Genomic DNA, 13,627 nt, shown 5'->3' with positions numbered 1-13,627 from the left:
AGGAGTTAATTGTCGTGGCTAAAGAAAAATTTGATCGTTCCCTACCGCACGTCAACGTTGGCACCATCGGTCACGTTGACCACGGTAAAACCACTCTGACCGCAGCTCTGACTCGCGTTTGCTCCGAAGTTTTCGGTTCCGCAATCGTTGATTTCGATAAAATCGACAGCGCTCCAGAAGAGAAAGCTCGTGGTATCACCATCAACACCGCGCACGTTGAATACAACTCGCTGATCCGTCACTACGCTCACGTTGACTGCCCAGGTCACGCTGACTATGTGAAGAACATGATCACCGGTGCTGCCCAGATGGACGGCGCAATCCTGGTTTGCTCGGCCGCTGATGGTCCGATGCCACAAACCCGTGAGCACATCCTGCTGTCCCGTCAGGTAGGCGTTCCGTACATCGTGGTTTACCTGAACAAGGCTGACCTGGTAGACGACGCTGAGCTGCTGGAACTGGTTGAGATGGAAGTGCGCGATCTGCTGAGCACTTACGACTTCCCAGGTGACGACACTCCGATCATCATCGGTTCTGCTCGTATGGCTCTGGAAGGCAAAGACGACAACGAAATGGGCACCACGTCCGTTCGTAAACTGGTTGAGACTCTGGACAGCTACATCCCAGATCCAGTCCGTGTTATCGACAAGCCGTTCCTGATGCCAATCGAAGACGTATTCTCGATCTCCGGTCGCGGTACTGTTGTAACTGGTCGTATCGAGCGCGGTATCGTTAAGGTTCAAGATCCACTGGAAATCGTTGGTCTGCGTGACACTACCGTCACCACCTGCACCGGTGTTGAAATGTTCCGTAAGCTGCTCGACGAAGGTCGTGCTGGCGAGAACTGCGGCGTTCTGCTGCGTGGTACCAAGCGTGACGACGTTGAGCGTGGCCAGGTTCTGGTTAAGCCAGGTTCGGTTAAGCCGCACACCAAGTTCGAAGCTGAAGTGTACGTGCTGAGCAAAGAAGAAGGCGGTCGTCACACTCCGTTCTTCAAAGGCTACCGTCCACAGTTCTACTTCCGTACTACCGACGTAACCGGTAACTGCGAACTGCCGGAAGGCGTAGAAATGGTAATGCCAGGCGACAACATCAAAATGGTTGTCACCCTGATCAAAACCATCGCTATGGAAGACGGTCTGCGTTTCGCAATCCGTGAAGGCGGCCGTACCGTTGGTGCTGGCGTTGTAGCTAAAATCATCGAGTAATTATCTCTTCTGAGATAGCTCTGATGTTTTGAAAAGGCCCCCGCTCAGCGGGGGCCTTTTTTATTGGGTTGACACCTATCAGGGCCGTCTATAGAATTGCGCCTCCTTTTAACGGGCGTATTGCGCTCGCTGGGAATAGCAGCCGGAGTCTGAAATCCAATGCAAAATCAGCAAATCCGTATCAGGTTGAAGGCTTTTGACCATCGCCTGATCGACCAATCCACCCAGGAAATCGTGGAAACCGCGAAACGTACTGGTGCTCAAGTGCGTGGTCCAATTCCACTGCCTACCCGTAAAGAGCGGTTCACCGTTCTGGTCTCCCCGCACGTCAACAAAGACGCGCGTGACCAGTACGAGATCCGTACTCATAAGCGCGTACTGGACATCGTCCAGCCAACGGATAAAACCGTTGATGCACTTATGAAGCTCGATCTGGCGGCCGGTGTGGAAGTACAGATCAGCCTCGGCTAAGACTTGGGTCTTAGTCGTGTAACGCTCTGAAATGGGCGGCCATAGCGGGTGAAAGCCCCGTACACTCATGAGGTTTACAACATGACTATTGGTGTAGTCGGTCGTAAATGCGGTATGACCCGTATTTTCACCGAAGAAGGTGTCTCCATTCCGGTCACGGTCATTGAGATCGAACCGAATCGCGTCACCCAGTTCAAAACTGAAGAGACCGATGGCTATCGTGCAGTGCAAGTCACTGTCGGCGAGCGTCGTGCTTCGCGCGTGACTGCTGCTCAAGCAGGTCACTTCGCTAAAGCAAACGTTGCAGCTGGTCGCACTGTTATGGAGTTCCGTCTCGAAGACGGCGACTACCAGGCTGGCGATCTGATCAACGCTGAAATCTTCGCCGCTGGTCAACTGGTTGATGTAACCGGTCAGTCCAAGGGTAAAGGCTTCCAGGGTACGATCAAGCGTTGGAATTTCCGTGGCCAAGACAACACTCACGGTAACTCCGTTTCCCACCGCGTCCCGGGCTCTATTGGCCAGTGCCAGACTCCTGGTCGTGTATTCAAGGGCAAAAAAATGTCCGGTCATATGGGCGCTGAGCGCGTGACCGTGCAGTCCCTCGAAGTAGTGCGCGTCGACGCTGAACGCAATCTGTTGTTGGTCAAGGGTGCTGTTCCTGGCGCTACTGGCGGCAACCTGGTTGTACGTCCAGCGGCCAAGGCTCGCGGTTAAGGGGAAGCTGACATGCAATTAAATGTAAATGACGCTCAAGCGATCGAAGTTTCCGAACTGACGTTTGGCGGCGAGTTCAACGAGACGCTGGTTCACCAAGCAGTCGTGGCCTACATGGCCGGCGGCCGTCAAGGTAGCAAGCAGCAAAAGACCCGTTCCGACGTTCGTGGTGGCGGTAAGCGCCCTTGGCGTCAGAAAGGTACTGGCCGTGCTCGTGCCGGTACTATCCGTAGCCCAATCTGGCGCGGCGGCGGTACCACTTTCGCAGCTCGTCCACAGGATCACTCGCAGAAGCTCAACAAGAAGATGTACCGCGCAGCTCTGCGCTCCATCCTTGCTGAACTCGTGCGTACCGACCGTCTGGTCGTGGTTCAAGACTTCGCTGTTGAAAGTCCCAAAACCAAAGATCTGCTGGGCAAACTGAACAACATGAGCCTGACCGACGTTTTGATCGTGTCGGAAGCTGTTGATCAGAACCTGTACCTGGCTGCTCGCAACCTGCCACACGTTGATGTACGTGACGTGCAAGGTTCCGATCCAGTTAGTCTGATCGCATACGACAAGGTGTTGATCACCGTGTCGGCCGTGAAGAAATTCGAGGAGCTGCTGGGATGAACCAGGAACGCGTATTTAAAGTTCTGCTTGGCCCGCACGTTTCCGAAAAGGCTACGGTTCTGGCTGACAAGAAAGGCCAGTTCGTTTTCAAGGTTGCAACTGACGCAACCAAGCTGGAAATCAAGAAGGCCGTCGAAAGCCTGTTCAGCGTGAAAGTAGAGCGTGTTACTACCCTGAATGTTCTGGGTAAGAGCAAGCGCACTGCTCGCGGTCTGGGCAAGCGTAATGACTGGAAGAAGGCAGTTATCTCCCTTCAGCCAGGCCAAGATCTCGATTTCAGCAGCAGTGCTGAGTAAGGAAGGGGTGCATCATGGCAATCGTTAAATGCAAACCGACTTCCCCTGGCCGCCGTTTTGTGGTCAAGGTGGTCAACCAGGAGCTCCATAAAGGCGCTCCTCACGCACCGCTGCTCGAGAAAAAATCGAAGACTGGTGGTCGTAACAACAATGGTCGTATTACCACTCGTCACATCGGTGGTGGCCATAAGCAGCATTATCGTCTGGTCGACTTCCGTCGCAACGACAAAGATGGCATCTCTGCCACTGTCGAGCGTATCGAATACGATCCAAACCGTACTGCTCACATCGCTCTGCTGCTGTACGCAGATGGCGAGCGTCGCTACATCATCGCCCCTAAAGGCGTGAGTGCTGGCGACCAGCTGATCGCAGGTGCCCTGGCACCGATCAAGCCGGGCAACGCTCTGCAACTGCGTAACATTCCAGTTGGTAGCACCGTACACGGCATCGAATTGAAGCCAGGTAAAGGCGCGCAAATCGCTCGTTCCGCTGGTGCTTCGGCTCAGCTGATCGCTCGTGAAGGTGTCTACGTGACCCTGCGTCTGCGTTCTGGTGAGATGCGTAAAGTGCTGGCTGAATGCCGCGCGACCCTGGGTGAAGTCTCGAACTCCGAGCACAGCCTGCGTTCGCTGGGTAAAGCTGGTGCCAAACGCTGGCGTGGCGTTCGCCCAACCGTTCGTGGTGTTGCCATGAACCCGGTTGACCACCCACACGGTGGTGGTGAAGGTCGTACCTCTGGTGGTCGTCATCCGGTATCGCCATGGGGCTTCCCGACTAAGGGCGCGAAGACTCGTGGTAATAAGCGTACCGACAAAATGATCGTCCGTCGTCGCAAGTAAATAGAGGGATACGACAGTGCCACGTTCTCTGAAAAAAGGTCCTTTTATTGATCTTCACCTACTGAAGAAGATCGAAGTGGCGGCGGAAAAGAACGATCGCAAACCAGTTAAGACCTGGTCGCGTCGTTCGATGATCCTGCCACAAATGGTCGGTTTGACCATCGCTGTACACAACGGTCGTCTGCACGTCCCAGTTCTCGTGAACGAAGACATGGTTGGCCACAAACTGGGCGAGTTTGCCGGTACCCGCACTTATCGTGGGCACGTGGCAGACAAGAAAGCCAAGCGTTAAGGGGTTAGGAAATGGAAGTAGCCGCTAAGTTGTCGGGCGCTCGAATCTCCGCCCAGAAAGCCCGCTTGGTCGCCGACCAGATCCGCGGGAAGAAGGTGGGCGAAGCGCTCAACCTGTTGGCTTTCAGCAGTAAGAAAGCCGCCGAGATCATGAAGAAAGTGCTGGAGTCGGCCGTAGCCAACGCCGAGCATAACGAAGGCGCAGACGTTGATGACCTGAAGGTCAGCACCGTTTTCGTCAACGAAGGGCGTTCGCTGAAGCGCATCATGCCACGTGCCAAAGGCCGTGCTGATCGCATCGTCAAGCGGTCTTGCCATATCACTGTCAAGGTTGCTGACAAGTAACGGAGTCGAAGAGATGGGTCAGAAAGTACATCCCATTGGCATTCGCCTGGGAATCGTCAAGGAGCACACCTCCGTCTGGTACGCAGACGGTCGGACTTATGCGGACTACTTGTTCGCTGATCTGAAGGTGCGTGAGTATCTCCAAGACAAACTAAAAAGCGCGTCCGTAAGCCGTATCGATATCCATCGTCCGGCGCAAACTGCACGTATCACCATCCACACCGCTCGTCCAGGTATCGTTATCGGGAAGAAAGGTGAAGATGTTGAGAAACTGCGTCAGGACCTGACCAAGCAAATGGGTGTGCCTGTGCACATCAATATCGAAGAGATCCGTAAGCCGGAGCTCGACGGTATGCTGGTTGCGCAGAGCGTAGCTCAGCAGCTGGAGCGTCGCGTAATGTTCCGTCGCGCTATGAAGCGCGCCGTACAGAACGCCATGCGCATTGGTGCCAAAGGCATCAAAATCCAAGTGAGCGGTCGTCTCGGCGGTGCTGAAATCGCACGTACTGAATGGTATCGCGAAGGTCGTGTGCCACTGCACACCCTGCGTGCCGACATCGACTATGCCAACTACGAAGCTCACACCACTTACGGTGTGATCGGTGTAAAGGTTTGGATCTTCAAAGGCGAAGTAATTGGTGGTCGCCAAGAAGAACTGAAACCACAAGCACCAGCGCCTCGTAAAAAAGCTGCTAAGTAAGGGGTACGCCAAATGTTGCAACCAAAGCGTACGAAGTTCCGCAAGCAGATGACAGGCCACAACCGTGGTCTGGCTCAGCGCGGTAGCAAAGTCAGCTTCGGCGAGTTCGCGCTGAAGTCTGTAGCTCGTGGTCGTCTCACCGCTCGTCAGATCGAGTCAGCGCGTCGTGCACTGACCCGTCACGTTAAACGTGGCGGCAAGATCTGGATCCGTGTATTCCCGGACAAGCCGATCTCCAAAAAGCCTCTCGAGGTTCGGATGGGTAAAGGTAAGGGTAACGTGGAATACTGGGTAGCCCAGATTCAGCCAGGCAAAGTCCTGTATGAAATCGAGGGTGTAACTGAAGAGCTGGCGCGTGAGGCTTTTGCCCTGGCTGCTGCAAAGCTGCCGCTCGCCACCGCCTTTGTTAAACGGACGGTGATGTGATGAAAGCGAATGAACTTCGTGAAAAATCCGCACAGCAGCTGAACGAGCAACTGCTCGGCCTGCTGCGCGACCAGTTCAATCTGCGTATGCAGAAAGCAACTGGCCAGTTGGGGCAGTCTCATCTGCTCTCGCAAGTTAAGCGTGACATCGCTCGCGTGAAGACTGTGCTCAACCAGCAGGCAGGTAAGTGATCATGGCTGAAGCCGAAAAGACTGTCCGTACGCTGACTGGCCGTGTTGTCAGCGACAAGATGGACAAAACCATCACCGTACTGATCGAGCGTCGCGTTAAGCACCCGATCTACGGTAAATATGTTAAGCGTTCGACTAAGCTGCACGCGCACGACGAAACCAACCAGTGCCACATCGGCGACAAAGTCACTATTCGTGAAACTCGTCCGCTGGCCAAGACCAAGTCTTGGGCACTGGTTGATGTTCTCGAACGCGCTGTGGAAGTCTAAGGACTAGGGGTCGGAGAAATTATATGATTCAGACTCAATCCATGCTCGATGTGGCCGATAACAGCGGCGCTCGCCGTGTTATGTGCATCAAGGTGCTGGGTGGCTCCCATCGTCGTTACGCTGGTATCGGTGACATCATCAAAGTTACCGTGAAGGAAGCAATTCCTCGCGGTAAAGTGAAAAAAGGCCAAGTGATGACTGCTGTTGTAGTCCGCACTCGTCACGGCGTACGCCGTGCTGATGGCTCCATTATCCGCTTTGATGGCAACGCTGCTGTTCTTCTGAACAACAAGCAAGAGCCGATCGGCACCCGTATCTTTGGGCCAGTGACCCGTGAACTTCGTACTGAGAAGTTCATGAAGATCGTCTCGCTCGCCCCAGAAGTGCTGTAAGGAGATCCGACATGCAAAAGATTCGTCGTGACGACGAGATCATCGTGATCGCCGGCAAAGACAAAGGTAAGCGCGGTAAGGTGCTTAAGGTTCTCGCTAATAACCGTCTGGTTATCGGTGGTCTGAACCTGGTTAAGCGTCATACCAAGCCTAACCCGATGTCGGGCGTGCAGGGCGGTATCGTCGAGAAAGAAGCTCCGCTGGACGCTTCTAACGTCGCCATCTTCAACGGCGAAACCAACAAGGCTGACCGCGTTGGTTTCAAAGTAGAAGACGGTAAGAAAATTCGTGTCTTCAAGTCGACCCAAAAAGCGGTTGATGCTTGAACACTGCTAGGTAGATTAGACCATGGCACGACTACAAGAGATTTACCGGAAGGAAATCGCCCCTAAGCTTAAGGAAGAACTTAAGCTTGGGAACGTGATGGAAGTTCCGCGCGTTACCAAAATCACCCTGAACATGGGTCTGGGCGAAGCGATCGGCGACAAAAAAGTCATCGAGCACGCTGTTGCCGACCTGGAAAAGATCACCGGTCAAAAAGTCGTTGTGACTTACGCTCGGAAATCCATCGCTGGCTTTAAAGTCCGTGAAGGTTGGCCGATCGGCGTCAAAGTGACTCTGCGCCGTGAGCGTATGTACGAATTCCTGGATCGTCTGCTGTCGATCTCCCTGCCTCGGGTACGCGACTTCCGCGGCCTGAATGCCAAGTCCTTCGATGGTCGTGGTAACTACAGCATGGGCGTGAAAGAGCAGATCATCTTCCCGGAAATCGACTACGACAAGATCGATGCTCTCCGCGGTCTGGACATCACCCTGACCACCACTGCCAAGAACGATGATGAAGGTCGCGCCCTGTTGCGTGCTTTCAAATTCCCGTTCCGCAACTGATTGGAGTAGGACCATGGCCAAGATGAGCATGAAAAACCGCGAGCTGAAGCGTCAGCTCACGGTTGCCAAGTACGCCAAGAAGCGTGCAGCACTGAAAGCAATCATCGTTGATCTGAACGCAAGTCCAGAAGCACGTTGGGAAGCTACAGTTGCTCTGCAGAAGCAGCCACGTGACGCAAGCGCCTCGCGCATGCGTAACCGCTGCCGCCTGACCGGTCGTCCACACGGCGTTTACCGCAAGTTCGGCCTCGGCCGTAACAAACTGCGTGAAGCGGCAATGCGTGGTGACGTACCAGGTCTGGTTAAAGCCAGCTGGTAAGTACTTTCAGCGTCCAGGTGGTCTGAATCGCAAGATACTGACCGCCGGTGACCTTGAATCTGGAACAAGCCCCTTTTGGGGCTTGTTTCATTTCCGGAGTATGTCTAAAATACGCGGCTCGCCTGAGCCCGTGTTTTTTACGCTCGGAGATTCTCGGCGACATATGTAGCCGCAAGGCTAATTTTTTTGTATTAGGAGCGTCTAGCCCATGAGTATGCAGGACCCGTTAGCGGACATGCTAACTCGTATCCGTAATGCCCAGATGGCTGAAAAGTCCGTCGTAAGCATGCCATCTTCCAAGTTGAAGGTAGCTGTTGCCAAAGTCCTGAAAGACGAAGGCTACATTGCGGGTTATCAGATCAGCAGCGAAACCAAACCACTGCTGTCCATCGAGCTGAAGTACTTCGAAGGCCGTTCGGTCATCGAGGAAGTGAAGCGCGTTAGCCGTCCAGGCTTGCGTCAGTACAAGTCCGCTGAAGATCTGCCGAAAGTTCGTGGCGGTCTGGGCGTGTCTATCGTCTCCACCAACAAAGGTGTGATGACGGATCGTGCTGCGCGCGCTGCCGGTGTCGGCGGCGAAGTTCTTTGCACTGTGTTCTAAGGGGGGATAAGCATGTCTCGCGTCGCTAAGAACCCCGTTAAGCTGCCAGCCGGTGTCGAAGTAAAATTCGCAGGCCAACAGCTTTCGGTGAAGGGTGCCAAGGGTACTCTTGAACTGAACATCCATTCGTCCGTTGAGATCGTTGAAGAAGCTGGTGAGCTGCGTTTCGCTGCTCGCAATGGCGATCAACAAACTCGCGCAATGGCCGGTACCACGCGTGCGTTGGTAAACAACATGGTCCAAGGCGTAAGCCAAGGCTTCGAGCGTAAGCTCCAGCTGGTCGGTGTTGGTTACAAAGCGCAAGCAAAAGGCACGGTTTTGAACCTGGCCCTTGGCTTCTCGCACCCAGTGGATTACGAATTGCCGGAAGGCATCACCGCTGAGACTCCTAGCCAGACCGATATCCTGATCAAGGGCATCGATAAGCAACTGGTAGGTCAAGTGGCTGCTGAGATCCGCGACTTCCGTCCACCAGAGCCGTACAAAGGCAAAGGTGTGCGCTACGCGGACGAAGTCGTCCGTCGTAAAGAAGCCAAGAAGAAGTAGGGCATAGCAAATGACCGACAAAAAAGTTACTCGACTGCGTCGCGCTCGCAAAGCACGCCTGAAAATGCACGAACTCGAAGTCGTGCGTCTCTGCGTGTTCCGCTCGTCGCAGCACATCTACGCCCAGGTCATCTCGGCCGACGGCAACAAAGTCCTGGCAAGCGCCTCGACTTTGGATAAAGAACTGCGTGATGGTGCCACTGGCAACATCGACGCGGCCACTAAGGTTGGCCAGCTGGTCGCTACGCGTGCTAAGGCCGCTGGCGTCTCGCAAGTGGCTTTCGACCGCTCTGGCTTCAAGTACCACGGTCGCGTGAAAGCGCTGGCTGATGCTGCTCGTGAAGCTGGGCTGGAGTTCTAAGTTATGTCAAATAACGACCAAAAGCGCGACGAAGGCTACATTGAGAAGCTGGTTCAAGTTAACCGCGTAGCCAAAACCGTTAAAGGCGGCCGTATCTTCACCTTCACCGCGTTGACCGTGGTTGGTGATGGTAAAGGGCGTGTTGGCTTCGGCCGTGGCAAGTCGCGTGAAGTGCCTGCTGCGATCCAGAAGGCAATGGAAGCTGCTCGTCGCAACATGATCCAAGTTGATCTGAACGGCACCACTCTGCAGTACGCAATGAAGTCCGCCCATGGCGCTTCGAAGGTGTACATGCAGCCTGCTTCTGAAGGTACCGGTATCATCGCTGGCGGCGCTATGCGTGCTGTCCTCGAAGTTGCTGGCGTTCAGAACGTTCTGGCCAAGTGCTACGGCTCGACTAACCCGGTAAACGTGGTTCACGCCACTTTCAAGGGTCTGAAAGCCATGCAATCTCCTGAGTCCATCGCTGCGAAGCGTGGTCTGACTGTCAAGGAGATCTTCTGATCATGGCTACCGTTAAAGTAACGCTGATCAAAAGCATGACCGGCCGCATCCCTAACCACAAACTGTGCGTTAAAGGTTTGGGTCTGCGTCGCATCGGTCACACTGTAGAAGTCCAGGATACTCCCGAGAATCGCGGGATGATCAACAAGGCTTACTACATGCTGCGTGTAGAGGGTTAATCGATGAAACTCAATGATCTGAGTCCAGCGCCGGGTTCCCGTCGCGAAAAGCATCGTCCGGGCCGTGGTATCGGTAGCGGTTTGGGTAAGACTGGTGGCCGTGGCCACAAAGGTCAAACCTCCCGCTCCGGTGGCACCATCGCTCCAGGCTTTGAAGGCGGTCAACAGCCGCTGCATCGTCGCCTGCCTAAGTTCGGTTTCGTTTCCCTGAAAGCCATGGACCGCGCAGAAGTGCGTCTGTCCGAGCTGGCTAAAGTGGAAGGCGACATCGTTACTGTGCAGACCCTGAAAGATGCCAACGTGATCAACGTCAACGTACAGCGTGTGAAAATCATGCTGTCCGGTGAAGTGACTCGCGCTGTCACTATCGGCAAGGGAATCGGCGCCACCAAAGGTGCGCGTTCGGCTATCGAAGCAGCTGGCGGCAAGTTCGAGGAATAAATGGCTAAGCAAGGTGCTCTCTCAGCGCTCGGCAAAGGCGGTATGTCTGAACTTTGGGCTCGTCTGCGTTTTCTGTTCCTGGCGATTATCGTCTACCGAATAGGCGCACACATCCCGGTTCCAGGTATCAACCCGGACCGACTCGCAGACCTGTTTCGACAGAATGAGGGGACCATTCTTAGCTTGTTCAACATGTTTTCCGGCGGCGCGCTGGAACGGATGAGCATCTTTGCACTGGGGATCATGCCGTACATTTCGGCATCGATCATCATGCAACTGATGACCGCCGTCAGCCCGCAGCTGGAGCAGTTGAAGAAGGAAGGTGAAGCTGGCCGTCGCAAGATTAGCCAGTACACCCGCTACGGCACTGTCATCCTCGCCCTGGTTCAAGCTATCGGCATGTCCGTTGGCCTGGCGGGGCAGGGTGTTGCGTTCACTGGTGACTTTGGCTTCCATTTCGTCGCGGTATCCACTTTTGTGGCTGGTGCGATGTTCATGATGTGGCTGGGTGAGCAGATTACTGAGCGTGGTGTTGGTAACGGTATCTCGATGTTGATTTTCGCAGGTATCGTCGCCGGTCTTCCGAGAGCAATCGGGCAGTCTTTCGAGTCTGCACGTCAGGGTGATATCAATATCTTCGCCTTGGTTGCCATCGGTTTGCTGGCAGTAGCGATTATCGGTTTTGTGGTGTTCATTGAGCGTGGCCAGCGTCGTATTGCTGTTCACTACGCCAAGCGTCAGCAGGGCCGCAAGGTTTTTGCTGCGCAGACCAGCCACTTGCCGCTGAAAGTGAATATGGCCGGTGTTATTCCGGCAATTTTCGCGAGCAGCATTTTGCTGTTTCCGGCTTCGTTGGGTACCTGGTTTGGTCAGTCTGAAAATATGGGCTGGCTGCAGGACCTCTCTCAGTCGATCGCTCCTGGTCAGCCGTTGAATATTCTGCTGTTTAGTGCAGGGATTATTTTCTTCTGCTTCTTCTATACGGCGTTGATGTTCAATCCGAAAGACGTAGCGGAAAACCTGAAGAAGTCCGGTGCCTTTATTCCGGGCATCCGTCCAGGTGAGCAGTCGGCACGCTACATTGATGGCGTTCTGACTCGTTTGACCCTGTTCGGTGCTCTATATATGACGGCCGTGTGCTTGTTGCCCCAGTTCCTGGTGGTTGCAGCAAACGTTCCGTTCTACCTTGGCGGGACCTCGTTGCTGATCGTGGTCGTGGTTGTGATGGACTTCATGTCCCAAGTACAATCGCACCTCGTTTCGCACCAGTACGAATCCCTGATGAAGAAAGCCAACCTGAAGGGCTACGGCAGCGGCATGTTGCGCTGAGTACCCCATAAGGTTCGAGGAGTTGGTGATGAAAGTTCGTGCATCGGTGAAAAAGCTGTGCCGTAACTGCAAGATTATTCGCCGCGAAGGTGTTGTTCGAGTAATTTGCAGCGCGGAACCGCGTCACAAACAGCGCCAAGGCTGAGTGTGATCCGCTTGAAGCCCGGCAGCTAGTGCGCTGCCGGGTTGATTATTTGTTATTACAGCGATATTATCTCGCGCCCTATTTCTTGGCTTCCGGGGCGTAGGTAGCTGTCAATTGGAGTCCCACTGAATGGCCCGTATTGCAGGCGTTAACATTCCAGATAACAAGCACACTGTTATCTCGCTGACCTACATCTATGGTGTTGGTCGCACTACTGCGCAGAAAATTTGCGCAGTTGCTGGGGTAAACCCAGCCGCTAAGATCAAGGATCTGAGCGACGAGCAGATTGAACAGCTGCGTGGCGAAGTCGCGAAGTTCACCACTGAAGGTGATCTGCGTCGCGAAATCAACATGAAAATCAAGCGTTTGATGGACCTCGGTTGCTATCGCGGTCTGCGTCATCGTCGTGGTCTTCCAGTACGCGGTCAGCGTACCAAGACTAACGCGCGTACCCGTAAAGGTCCGCGTAAGCCGATCCGCAAGTAATCGCCCCAGCGAATCGACAGGAAAATTATCATGGCAAAACCTGCTGCTCGTCCTCGTAAAAAAGTTAAAAAGACAGTGGTTGATGGCATCGCCCACATCCATGCTTCTTTTAACAACACAATCGTGACCATCACCGACCGTCAAGGTAACGCGCTTTCTTGGGCTACCTCCGGTGGTTCGGGTTTCCGCGGTTCCCGCAAGTCCACCCCGTTTGCTGCTCAAGTAGCTGCTGAACGTGCTGGTCAAGCTGCGCTGGAATACGGCCTGAAAAACCTCGACGTTAACGTCAAGGGTCCAGGTCCAGGTCGTGAGTCTGCTGTCCGTGCTTTGAACGGCTGTGGCTATAAGATCGCCAGCATCACCGACGTGACGCCAATCCCGCACAACGGGTGCCGTCCGCCGAAGAAGCGCCGCGTGTAATCCAGGAGATTGTAAAGAATGGCTCGTTACATTGGTCCAAAATGCAAACTCGCTCGTCGCGAAGGCACCGATCTCTTCCTGAAGAGCGGCGTGCGCGCGATCGAATCGAAGTGCAACATTGAAGCAGCACCTGGTATCCACGGCCAACGCCGCGGTCGCCAGTCCGATTACGGCACCCAACTGCGTGAAAAGCAGAAGGTCCGTCGTATCTACGGCGTTCTCGAGCGTCAATTCAGCGGCTACTACAAAGAAGCTGCTGGCAAGAAAGGTGCAACCGGTGAAAACCTGCTGCAACTGCTCGAATGCCGTCTGGACAACGTTGTATACCGTATGGGCTTTGGTTCGACTCGTGCCGAATCCCGTCAGCTGGTATCGCACAAGTCGATCAGCGTTAACGGTCAGACCGTAAACGTTCCGTCCTACCAGGTTCGTGCTGGTGACGTGGTCGCAGTTCGCGAGAAAGCAAAAAACCAACTTCGCATTGTCCAAGCTCTCGATCTGTGTGCCCAACGTGGCCGCGTAGAATGGGTAGAAGTAGACACTGAGAAGAAGTCGGGCGTTTTCAAGAACGTTCCTGCTCGCAGTGATCTGTCCGCCGACATCAACGAAAGCCTGATTGTCGAGCTCTACTCCAAGTAAGGGCTAGAA

Annotated in this window: 27 protein-coding genes; all 27 read left to right on the top strand. The window is 54.3% G+C overall.

Features of this window, described 5'->3' with window-relative positions; all coding sequences use genetic code 11:
* The first annotated feature begins 14 nt into the window (after window positions 1–14).
* The 27 genes from tuf to rpsD all read left to right on the top strand — a co-directional run bounded on the left by tuf (window position 15) and on the right by rpsD (window position 13,618).
* Window positions 15–1,208 (top strand): elongation factor Tu, encoded by a 1,194-nt coding sequence (tuf, locus tag CXQ82_RS28100; RefSeq protein ID WP_003176426.1) that lies wholly within the window; start codon window positions 15–17, stop codon window positions 1,206–1,208.
* Window positions 1,209–1,367: 159 nt separating this feature from the next.
* A complete protein-coding gene (gene rpsJ, locus CXQ82_RS28095; protein ID WP_003186070.1) occupies window positions 1,368–1,679 on the top strand; it encodes a 30S ribosomal protein S10 in 312 nt (103 codons plus the stop codon).
* A gap of 81 nt (window positions 1,680–1,760) precedes the next feature.
* On the top strand, window positions 1,761–2,396 hold the full coding sequence (gene rplC, locus CXQ82_RS28090) for a 50S ribosomal protein L3 (protein WP_003194649.1): 636 nt from the start codon (window positions 1,761–1,763) through the stop codon (window positions 2,394–2,396).
* Window positions 2,397–2,408: 12 nt separating this feature from the next.
* Window positions 2,409–3,011, top strand: a complete 603-nt coding sequence (gene rplD, locus CXQ82_RS28085) for a 50S ribosomal protein L4 (RefSeq protein ID WP_003176424.1) — start codon at window positions 2,409–2,411, stop codon at window positions 3,009–3,011.
* Complete coding sequence (gene rplW, locus CXQ82_RS28080) at window positions 3,008–3,307, top strand: 50S ribosomal protein L23 (RefSeq protein WP_002555488.1); 300 nt, start codon at window positions 3,008–3,010, stop codon at window positions 3,305–3,307. The genes rplD and rplW overlap by 4 nt, the downstream gene beginning before the upstream one ends.
* Window positions 3,308–3,321: 14 nt before the next feature.
* A complete protein-coding gene (gene rplB / locus CXQ82_RS28075; protein ID WP_003176423.1) occupies window positions 3,322–4,146 on the top strand; it encodes a 50S ribosomal protein L2 in 825 nt (274 codons plus the stop codon).
* A 16-nt stretch (window positions 4,147–4,162) separates the two neighbouring features.
* Window positions 4,163–4,438: a 30S ribosomal protein S19 gene (gene rpsS, locus CXQ82_RS28070; RefSeq protein WP_003232420.1), complete on the top strand. Its 276-nt coding sequence runs from the start codon at window positions 4,163–4,165 to the stop codon at window positions 4,436–4,438.
* An 11-nt stretch (window positions 4,439–4,449) separates the two neighbouring features.
* Window positions 4,450–4,782 (top strand): 50S ribosomal protein L22, encoded by a 333-nt coding sequence (rplV, locus tag CXQ82_RS28065; RefSeq protein ID WP_003103908.1) that lies wholly within the window; start codon window positions 4,450–4,452, stop codon window positions 4,780–4,782.
* Window positions 4,783–4,795: 13 nt separating this feature from the next.
* On the top strand, window positions 4,796–5,482 hold the full coding sequence (rpsC, locus tag CXQ82_RS28060; RefSeq protein WP_003176422.1) for a 30S ribosomal protein S3: 687 nt from the start codon (window positions 4,796–4,798) through the stop codon (window positions 5,480–5,482).
* Between the two features lie 12 nt (window positions 5,483–5,494).
* Window positions 5,495–5,908, top strand: coding sequence for a 50S ribosomal protein L16 (rplP, locus tag CXQ82_RS28055; RefSeq protein WP_003232424.1), 414 nt, complete (start codon window positions 5,495–5,497; stop codon window positions 5,906–5,908).
* Complete coding sequence (gene rpmC, locus CXQ82_RS28050; RefSeq protein WP_002555481.1) at window positions 5,908–6,099, top strand: 50S ribosomal protein L29; 192 nt, start codon at window positions 5,908–5,910, stop codon at window positions 6,097–6,099. The genes rplP and rpmC overlap by 1 nt, the downstream gene beginning before the upstream one ends.
* 2 nt (window positions 6,100–6,101) lie before the next feature.
* Complete coding sequence (rpsQ, locus tag CXQ82_RS28045; RefSeq protein ID WP_003176419.1) at window positions 6,102–6,368, top strand: 30S ribosomal protein S17; 267 nt, start codon at window positions 6,102–6,104, stop codon at window positions 6,366–6,368.
* A gap of 23 nt (window positions 6,369–6,391) precedes the next feature.
* Window positions 6,392–6,760, top strand: coding sequence for a 50S ribosomal protein L14 (gene rplN / locus CXQ82_RS28040; protein WP_002555479.1), 369 nt, complete (start codon window positions 6,392–6,394; stop codon window positions 6,758–6,760).
* A gap of 11 nt (window positions 6,761–6,771) precedes the next feature.
* Entirely contained in the window at window positions 6,772–7,086 is a 315-nt protein-coding gene (rplX, locus tag CXQ82_RS28035; RefSeq protein ID WP_003176416.1) for a 50S ribosomal protein L24, read from the top strand.
* Window positions 7,087–7,108: 22 nt separating this feature from the next.
* Complete coding sequence (rplE, locus tag CXQ82_RS28030) at window positions 7,109–7,648, top strand: 50S ribosomal protein L5 (protein ID WP_003194642.1); 540 nt, start codon at window positions 7,109–7,111, stop codon at window positions 7,646–7,648.
* A gap of 13 nt (window positions 7,649–7,661) precedes the next feature.
* Entirely contained in the window at window positions 7,662–7,967 is a 306-nt protein-coding gene (gene rpsN, locus CXQ82_RS28025) for a 30S ribosomal protein S14 (protein ID WP_003176414.1), read from the top strand.
* A 208-nt stretch (window positions 7,968–8,175) separates the two neighbouring features.
* On the top strand, window positions 8,176–8,568 hold the full coding sequence (gene rpsH / locus CXQ82_RS28020; protein ID WP_010566853.1) for a 30S ribosomal protein S8: 393 nt from the start codon (window positions 8,176–8,178) through the stop codon (window positions 8,566–8,568).
* A gap of 12 nt (window positions 8,569–8,580) precedes the next feature.
* On the top strand, window positions 8,581–9,114 hold the full coding sequence (gene rplF / locus CXQ82_RS28015) for a 50S ribosomal protein L6 (RefSeq protein WP_003176412.1): 534 nt from the start codon (window positions 8,581–8,583) through the stop codon (window positions 9,112–9,114).
* A 10-nt stretch (window positions 9,115–9,124) separates the two neighbouring features.
* Window positions 9,125–9,475 (top strand): 50S ribosomal protein L18, encoded by a 351-nt coding sequence (gene rplR, locus CXQ82_RS28010; protein WP_003186037.1) that lies wholly within the window; start codon window positions 9,125–9,127, stop codon window positions 9,473–9,475.
* Window positions 9,476–9,478: 3 nt separating this feature from the next.
* Entirely contained in the window at window positions 9,479–9,979 is a 501-nt protein-coding gene (rpsE, locus tag CXQ82_RS28005; RefSeq protein ID WP_003176409.1) for a 30S ribosomal protein S5, read from the top strand.
* Between the two features lie 2 nt (window positions 9,980–9,981).
* Entirely contained in the window at window positions 9,982–10,158 is a 177-nt protein-coding gene (gene rpmD, locus CXQ82_RS28000) for a 50S ribosomal protein L30 (RefSeq protein WP_003176408.1), read from the top strand.
* A gap of 3 nt (window positions 10,159–10,161) precedes the next feature.
* Window positions 10,162–10,599 (top strand): 50S ribosomal protein L15, encoded by a 438-nt coding sequence (gene rplO, locus CXQ82_RS27995; RefSeq protein WP_003176407.1) that lies wholly within the window; start codon window positions 10,162–10,164, stop codon window positions 10,597–10,599.
* The gene (gene secY / locus CXQ82_RS27990; RefSeq protein ID WP_003176406.1) at window positions 10,600–11,928 is read left to right on the top strand and encodes a preprotein translocase subunit SecY; all 1,329 of its coding nucleotides are present in this window, start codon (window positions 10,600–10,602) and stop codon (window positions 11,926–11,928) included.
* 28 nt (window positions 11,929–11,956) lie between these two features.
* Complete coding sequence (rpmJ, locus tag CXQ82_RS27985; protein ID WP_002555468.1) at window positions 11,957–12,073, top strand: 50S ribosomal protein L36; 117 nt, start codon at window positions 11,957–11,959, stop codon at window positions 12,071–12,073.
* A 129-nt stretch (window positions 12,074–12,202) separates the two neighbouring features.
* Window positions 12,203–12,559 carry a 30S ribosomal protein S13 gene (gene rpsM, locus CXQ82_RS27980; RefSeq protein WP_003194635.1) on the top strand — a complete coding sequence of 119 codons (357 nt, stop codon included), beginning with the start codon at window positions 12,203–12,205 and terminating at the stop codon, window positions 12,557–12,559.
* A 30-nt stretch (window positions 12,560–12,589) separates the two neighbouring features.
* Window positions 12,590–12,979, top strand: coding sequence for a 30S ribosomal protein S11 (gene rpsK, locus CXQ82_RS27975; RefSeq protein ID WP_002555466.1), 390 nt, complete (start codon window positions 12,590–12,592; stop codon window positions 12,977–12,979).
* 18 nt (window positions 12,980–12,997) lie between these two features.
* Window positions 12,998–13,618, top strand: coding sequence for a 30S ribosomal protein S4 (rpsD, locus tag CXQ82_RS27970; protein WP_003176404.1), 621 nt, complete (start codon window positions 12,998–13,000; stop codon window positions 13,616–13,618).
* Window positions 13,619–13,627: the final 9 nt, after the last annotated feature.

This window comes from Pseudomonas sp. S09G 359 (assembly GCF_002843605.1).
GTDB lineage: Bacteria > Pseudomonadota > Gammaproteobacteria > Pseudomonadales > Pseudomonadaceae > Aquipseudomonas.
This window is presented reverse-complemented; position numbering and strand designations above follow the sequence as displayed.

Coding starts and splice junctions, on each gene's coding strand:
- rpmD (WP_003176408.1), top strand. CDS start 9,982: ATGGCTACCGTTAAAGTAACGCTGATCAAAAGCATGACCGGCCGCATC.
- rplE (WP_003194642.1), top strand. CDS start 7,109: ATGGCACGACTACAAGAGATTTACCGGAAGGAAATCGCCCCTAAGCTT.
- rpsE (WP_003176409.1), top strand. CDS start 9,479: ATGTCAAATAACGACCAAAAGCGCGACGAAGGCTACATTGAGAAGCTG.
- rplV (WP_003103908.1), top strand. CDS start 4,450: ATGGAAGTAGCCGCTAAGTTGTCGGGCGCTCGAATCTCCGCCCAGAAA.
- rplF (WP_003176412.1), top strand. CDS start 8,581: ATGTCTCGCGTCGCTAAGAACCCCGTTAAGCTGCCAGCCGGTGTCGAA.
- rpsN (WP_003176414.1), top strand. CDS start 7,662: ATGGCCAAGATGAGCATGAAAAACCGCGAGCTGAAGCGTCAGCTCACG.
- rplB (WP_003176423.1), top strand. CDS start 3,322: ATGGCAATCGTTAAATGCAAACCGACTTCCCCTGGCCGCCGTTTTGTG.
- rplW (WP_002555488.1), top strand. CDS start 3,008: ATGAACCAGGAACGCGTATTTAAAGTTCTGCTTGGCCCGCACGTTTCC.
- rpmC (WP_002555481.1), top strand. CDS start 5,908: ATGAAAGCGAATGAACTTCGTGAAAAATCCGCACAGCAGCTGAACGAG.
- rpsH (WP_010566853.1), top strand. CDS start 8,176: ATGAGTATGCAGGACCCGTTAGCGGACATGCTAACTCGTATCCGTAAT.
- rpsM (WP_003194635.1), top strand. CDS start 12,203: ATGGCCCGTATTGCAGGCGTTAACATTCCAGATAACAAGCACACTGTT.
- rpsC (WP_003176422.1), top strand. CDS start 4,796: ATGGGTCAGAAAGTACATCCCATTGGCATTCGCCTGGGAATCGTCAAG.
- rpsK (WP_002555466.1), top strand. CDS start 12,590: ATGGCAAAACCTGCTGCTCGTCCTCGTAAAAAAGTTAAAAAGACAGTG.
- rpmJ (WP_002555468.1), top strand. CDS start 11,957: ATGAAAGTTCGTGCATCGGTGAAAAAGCTGTGCCGTAACTGCAAGATT.
- rplP (WP_003232424.1), top strand. CDS start 5,495: ATGTTGCAACCAAAGCGTACGAAGTTCCGCAAGCAGATGACAGGCCAC.
- rpsQ (WP_003176419.1), top strand. CDS start 6,102: ATGGCTGAAGCCGAAAAGACTGTCCGTACGCTGACTGGCCGTGTTGTC.
- rplC (WP_003194649.1), top strand. CDS start 1,761: ATGACTATTGGTGTAGTCGGTCGTAAATGCGGTATGACCCGTATTTTC.
- rplO (WP_003176407.1), top strand. CDS start 10,162: ATGAAACTCAATGATCTGAGTCCAGCGCCGGGTTCCCGTCGCGAAAAG.
- rpsJ (WP_003186070.1), top strand. CDS start 1,368: ATGCAAAATCAGCAAATCCGTATCAGGTTGAAGGCTTTTGACCATCGC.
- rpsD (WP_003176404.1), top strand. CDS start 12,998: ATGGCTCGTTACATTGGTCCAAAATGCAAACTCGCTCGTCGCGAAGGC.
- rplN (WP_002555479.1), top strand. CDS start 6,392: ATGATTCAGACTCAATCCATGCTCGATGTGGCCGATAACAGCGGCGCT.
- secY (WP_003176406.1), top strand. CDS start 10,600: ATGGCTAAGCAAGGTGCTCTCTCAGCGCTCGGCAAAGGCGGTATGTCT.
- rplX (WP_003176416.1), top strand. CDS start 6,772: ATGCAAAAGATTCGTCGTGACGACGAGATCATCGTGATCGCCGGCAAA.
- rplD (WP_003176424.1), top strand. CDS start 2,409: ATGCAATTAAATGTAAATGACGCTCAAGCGATCGAAGTTTCCGAACTG.
- rplR (WP_003186037.1), top strand. CDS start 9,125: ATGACCGACAAAAAAGTTACTCGACTGCGTCGCGCTCGCAAAGCACGC.